This is a genomic window from Microbacterium sp., assembly GCF_029263575.1.
GTDB lineage: Bacteria > Actinomycetota > Actinomycetes > Actinomycetales > Microbacteriaceae > Microbacterium.
The window spans coordinates 1-4,817 of record NZ_JAJUFV010000193.1 but is presented as its reverse complement, the minus strand read 5'-3'; the positions used below and the strand labels follow the sequence as shown (position 1 = coordinate 4,817).

5 protein-coding genes are annotated in these 4,817 nt (G+C 64.5%); 1 reads left to right on the top strand and 4 read right to left on the bottom strand.

Annotated elements, in window-relative coordinates; genetic code table 11:
* The 4 genes from Q1J95_RS14460 to sdhC form a co-directional block, all read right to left on the bottom strand.
* A partial coding sequence (locus Q1J95_RS14460) for a succinate dehydrogenase iron-sulfur subunit (protein WP_300268807.1) occupies positions 1-597 on the bottom strand: 597 nt, incomplete at its 3' end.
* A 2-nt stretch (positions 598-599) separates the two neighbouring features.
* Positions 600-2,405 (bottom strand): succinate dehydrogenase flavoprotein subunit, encoded by a 1,806-nt coding sequence (sdhA, locus tag Q1J95_RS14455; RefSeq protein ID WP_300268804.1) that lies wholly within the window; start codon positions 2,403-2,405, stop codon positions 600-602.
* Positions 2,406-2,421: 16 nt separating this feature from the next.
* Positions 2,422-2,865, bottom strand: a complete 444-nt coding sequence (locus Q1J95_RS14450; protein WP_300268802.1) for a succinate dehydrogenase hydrophobic membrane anchor subunit — start codon at positions 2,863-2,865, stop codon at positions 2,422-2,424.
* Positions 2,865-3,299: a succinate dehydrogenase, cytochrome b556 subunit gene (gene sdhC / locus Q1J95_RS14445; RefSeq protein WP_300268799.1), complete on the bottom strand. Its 435-nt coding sequence runs from the start codon at positions 3,297-3,299 to the stop codon at positions 2,865-2,867. Before sdhC ends, Q1J95_RS14450 begins: the two co-directional genes overlap by 1 nt.
* Before the next feature lie 167 nt (positions 3,300-3,466).
* On the opposite strand from sdhC, the gene Q1J95_RS14440 reads away from it, so the two are divergent.
* Positions 3,467-4,582, top strand: a complete 1,116-nt coding sequence (locus Q1J95_RS14440) for a mannose-1-phosphate guanylyltransferase (protein WP_300268796.1) — start codon at positions 3,467-3,469, stop codon at positions 4,580-4,582.
* The last annotated feature ends 235 nt before the right edge of the window (positions 4,583-4,817 follow it).

Sequence of the window (4,817 nt, the reverse complement as noted above, 5' to 3'; positions counted from 1 at the left end):
GTCGAAGATGAAGCGGTGCGCGTTGACGATCGCCGCGGGGCCGAAGTACTGCCCGTCGGTCCAGAACACCGGGCACGACGAGGTGCACGCCGCGCACAGGATGCACTTGGTGGTGTCGTCGAAGATCGCGCGGTCGGCGATCGTCTGGACGCGCTCTTTGCCCTTCTCGGGGGTGGAGTTCGCGACGAGGAACGGCTGCACCTCGCGGTACGAGGCGAAGAACGGCTCCATGTCGACGATGAGGTCCTTCTCGAGCGGCAGGCCCTTGATCGCCTCGACGTAGATCGGCTTGGAGATATCGAGATCCTTGATCAGCGTCTTGCAGGCGAGGCGGTTGCGTCCGTTGATGCGCATGGCATCGGATCCGCAGATGCCGTGCGCGCACGAGCGGCGGAACGACAGCGAACCGTCCACTTCCCACTTGATCTTGTGCAGAGCATCCAGCACGCGGTCTGTGGAGAACAGCTCCACGTCATAGTCGACCCAGCGCGGCTCGGCGTCCTGCTCGGGGTCGAATCGACGAACGATGAACGTGACCAGGAACGACTGGACCGCGGGATCAGCGGCCGCGGGGGCCTCGGCGACAGCGTTCGACATTCTCAGTACTTCCTCTCCATCGGCTCATAGCGGGTCTGGACGACCGGCTTGGAGTCGAGTCTGATGTGATCGGCAGGCGTCGACGAGTGCGGGTCGCCGGTCAGATACGCCATGGTGTGCTTCATCCACTTCTCGTCGTCGCGCTTGGGGAAGTCGTCGCGCATGTGGCCGCCGCGGCTCTCCTCACGGTTCTGCGCGGCGTAGACGACGACCTCGGCGATGTCGAGCAGGAACCCGAGTTCGACGGCCTCGAGAAGGTCGGTGTTGAAGCGGTGTCCCTTGTCGTCGACATAGACGTTCTTGTAGCGTTCGCGCAGTTCTTTGATGACACCGAGCACGTGCTCAAGCGACTCGTGGGTGCGGAACACCTGAGCGCCGCGGTCCATCTCGTCCTGCAGCTTCTTGCGCAGCACCGCGACGCGCTCGGTGCCGTTGCTGGTGCGGATCGTCTCGAGCATGTCCTTGACGAAGGAGGCGGGATTCTCGGGCAGCGGCACGAACTCGGCGGTCTTCGCGTAGGCGACGGCGTTGTTGCCGGCGCGCTTGCCGAAGACATTGATGTCGAGCAGCGAGTTGGTGCCCAGACGGTTCGAACCGTGCACCGACACGCAGGCGCACTCGCCGGCGGCGTAGAGGCCCGGAACGACGGTGTCGTTGTCGGCGAGCACCTCGGCGTTGGTGTTGGTCGGGATTCCGCCCATCGCGTAGTGCGCGGTCGGCATGACCGGCACCGGCTCCGTGACGGGGTCGACGCCCAGGTATGTGCGGGCGAACTCGGTGATGTCGGGGAGCTTCGTCTCGAGCACCTCGGCGCCCAGGTGGGTGCAGTCGAGGTACACATAGTCCTTGTGCGGCCCGGCGCCGCGGCCATCGAGCACCTCTTGCACCATCGAGCGGGCGACGATGTCGCGCGGTGCGAGGTCTTTGATGGTGGGGGCGTAGCGCTCCATGAAGCGCTCACCGGATTCATTGCGCAGGATCGCACCCTCACCGCGTGCACCCTCGGTGAGAAGGATGCCGAGACCGGCGAGACCGGTCGGATGGAACTGGAAGAACTCCATGTCCTCCAGCGGCAGGTTCTTGCGCCAGATGATGCCGACGCCGTCACCGGTGAGGGTGTGCGCGTTGGAGGTCGTCTTGAAGATCTTGCCGAAGCCGCCTGTTGCGAAGACGACGGCCTTGCTCTGGAACACGTGCAGCTCGCCTGTGGCGAGGTCATATGCCACGACACCGGCGACCTGGGTGCTGCCCGCGTCGTCCTTCACGGTGATGAGATCGAGCACATAGAACTCATTGAAGAAGTTGATGCCGAGCTTGACGCAGTTCTGGAACAGCGTCTGCAGGATCATATGTCCGGTGCGGTCGGCGGCGTAGCACGCGCGGCGCACCGGAGTCTTCCCGTGCTCGGCGGTGTGGCCGCCGAAACGGCGCTGATCGATCTTGCCTTCAGGCGTGCGGTTGAACGGCAGGCCCATGTTCTCGAGGTCGATGACGGCGTCGATGGCCTCTTTCGCCAGGATCTCAGCGGCATCCTGGTCGACGAGGTAGTCGCCGCCCTTGACGGTGTCGAAGGTGTGCCATTCCCAGCTGTCCTCTTCGACGTTCGCGAGCGCCGCAGCCATGCCGCCCTGCGCCGCGCCCGTGTGCGAGCGCGTGGGGTACAGCTTGGAGATCACGGCTGTCTTCGCGCCGGGCCCGGCCTCGATGGCTGCCCGCATGCCAGCGCCGCCGGCACCGACGATGACGACGTCGAACTGGTGGTAGTGCACGCCGTCGCGAACGACGGAATCCTGCGTTTCGGTAGTCACTCTTTAGCCTTTTCTCCTACTTGGCCAGTGCCTGGCACGAGTCCCACAGGGTGCTCGACTCGGTCACGCCCAAGCACGGGTCGAATGTGAACACGACGAGCGTGCCGAGCACGATCAGCAGCCCCGCGGCGAGAACGATCGCACCGACCAGGGCCTTTCGCACCTTCGGGCCCGTCACGTAGTCGTTCACGATGGTGCGCATGCCGTTGCCGCCGTGGATGAGCGCGAGCCACAGCATCAGCACGTCCCACCACTGCCAGAACGGCGTGGCGAACTTGCCGGCGATGAAGGCGAAGTCGAGGGCGTGGATGCCTTCGCCGACCATGAGGTTGACGAAGAGGTGTCCGAAGATGAGCACGATCAGCACGACACCGGATGCTCGCATGAACACCCAGCCCCACTTCTCGAGGTTGATCCCGCGGTGGCGGCGTGCTGGCGCGACAGTGGCCTGTGCAGACATCAGTGACCTCCTCCGAATCCGCTGAAAGCGAGGGTGAGGTGGCGGCCGGCGAAGCCGCCGATGAGGATCACCCAGACCGCGATCACGCCCCAGAACAATTGCCTCTGGTAGCGGGCTCCCTTCGACCAGAAGTCGATGAGGATAATGCGCAGACCATTCATCGCGTGGAAGATGATCGCCGCGACGAGGACGACCTCGCCCAGCGCCATGATCTCGTTCTTATATGTGCCGATGACGGCGTTGTATGCCTCGGGCGACACGCGAATCAGCGCGGTGTCCAGCACATGCACGAGAAGAAAGAAGAAGATGGCGACCCCGGTGATGCGATGAAGCACCCATGACCACATGCCTTCGCGTCCTCGGTAGAGGGTGCCGCGTGGCGTCTTGGACGTGGTCTCCGAAATCGACGGTGACAAGCGAGTGCCTGCGGACACGGTCGTCCTCCCTGATCGTTGCGAGGTCGGTAGCACTGCCTGTGTCTGAGCTGACCGCAGGGGTGCCCGATCGCCTCCCATCCTATTCCTGTCCAGCGTCAGAGGCGACGAAGGCAACCCTAAGTTATCTTGATGTCAAGATTTTTCTGCGCGGCTACGCTGGGGGGATGACTTCGCCGTTCGATGACTTCTACGCTGTCATCCCCGCAGGGGGCATCGGAAGTCGGCTGTGGCCGCTCTCCCGGGCGGACGCACCGAAGTTCCTGCACGATCTGACCGGTTCCGGCAACTCGCTGCTGCGCGATACCTGGGATCGCCTCGAACCGCTTGCGGGCGCCGATCGCATCGCCGTGGTGACGGGGCGCGCGCACCGTGCCGCCGTCGAGGCCGAGCTGCCCGGCATCCCCGACATCAATGTCTTCCTCGAATCCGAACCGCGTGATTCGGCGGCGGCGATCGGTCTCGCCGCCGCGATCCTGCATCGGCGAGACCCCGATGTCATCGTCGGCTCATTCGCGGCCGATCATGTCATCCGCGGCACGCGCACGTTCGAGTTCGCCGTCGAGCAGGCGGTCGCGGTGGCGCGCGAGGGCTACATCTGCACCATCGGCATCCAGCCGTCCGAGCCGTCGGTGGGATTCGGATACATCCAGAAGGGCGACGAGCTCATCGTCGACCGCGCACCGGAGGCGGCGACGGTGCGACGCTTCGTCGAGAAGCCCGATCTCGACACGGCCCGGGAATATTACGCCGACCGGTCCTTCCTGTGGAATGCGGGGATGTTCATCTCGAAGGCGAGTGTGTTGCTGGACGAGTTGGCAGAGAACGAGCCCGAGCTGCACGCGGGACTGCTGGAGCTGGCCGAAGCCTGGGACGACCGTGAGCGCCGCGGTCCGGTCGTCGATCGGGTGTGGCCGAAGCTCAAGAAGATCGCGATCGACTACGCGGTGGCTGAGCCTGCCGCCGAGAAGGGGCGTCTGGCCGTCATCCCCGGGCACTTCGATTGGGACGACGTGGGCGATTTCGCCTCGCTCACCAAGCTCATCAGCAATGGACGCAAGAACGATCTGGCCGTTCTCGGGCCGAAGGCCCGGGTGCTGTCGGATGCCGCGACGGGCATTCTCGTCAGCCAGACCTCGCGCGTGGTCAGTCTGATCGGCGTGCAGGACATCGTGGTCGTCGACACTCCGGACGCGCTCCTGGTCACCACGACCGAGCATGCGCAGCGCGTCAAGGGCGTGGTCGAATCGCTCAAGCTCACCGGACGCGGCGACGTGTTGTGAGCCGAGGGGGAGACAGCTCCATCTCGGGTTCATAACCATTAACCGTTCACCGGGTGTCACACGCGGTAACACTGGGTACCGTATCCGATATGGTCTGCGACTGGCGCAGGCCCGTTCACTTTTTCGTGGAGGCATACGTGACCATTTCCACTCGCAAGCGCGCGCTTGCTGCGTTCGTTGCGGCCGGTGCCGCGATTGCCCTTGCCGGATGCGGCGCAGCTCCGGAAGAAAACGG

Bases quoted from the DNA above. Each gene is read 5' to 3' on its own strand.
- Q1J95_RS14450 (WP_300268802.1), bottom strand. From the start codon at position 2,865: ATGTCTGCACAGGCCACTGTCGCGCCAGCACGCCGCCACCGCGGGATC.
- Q1J95_RS14440 (WP_300268796.1), top strand. From the start codon at position 3,467: ATGACTTCGCCGTTCGATGACTTCTACGCTGTCATCCCCGCAGGGGGC.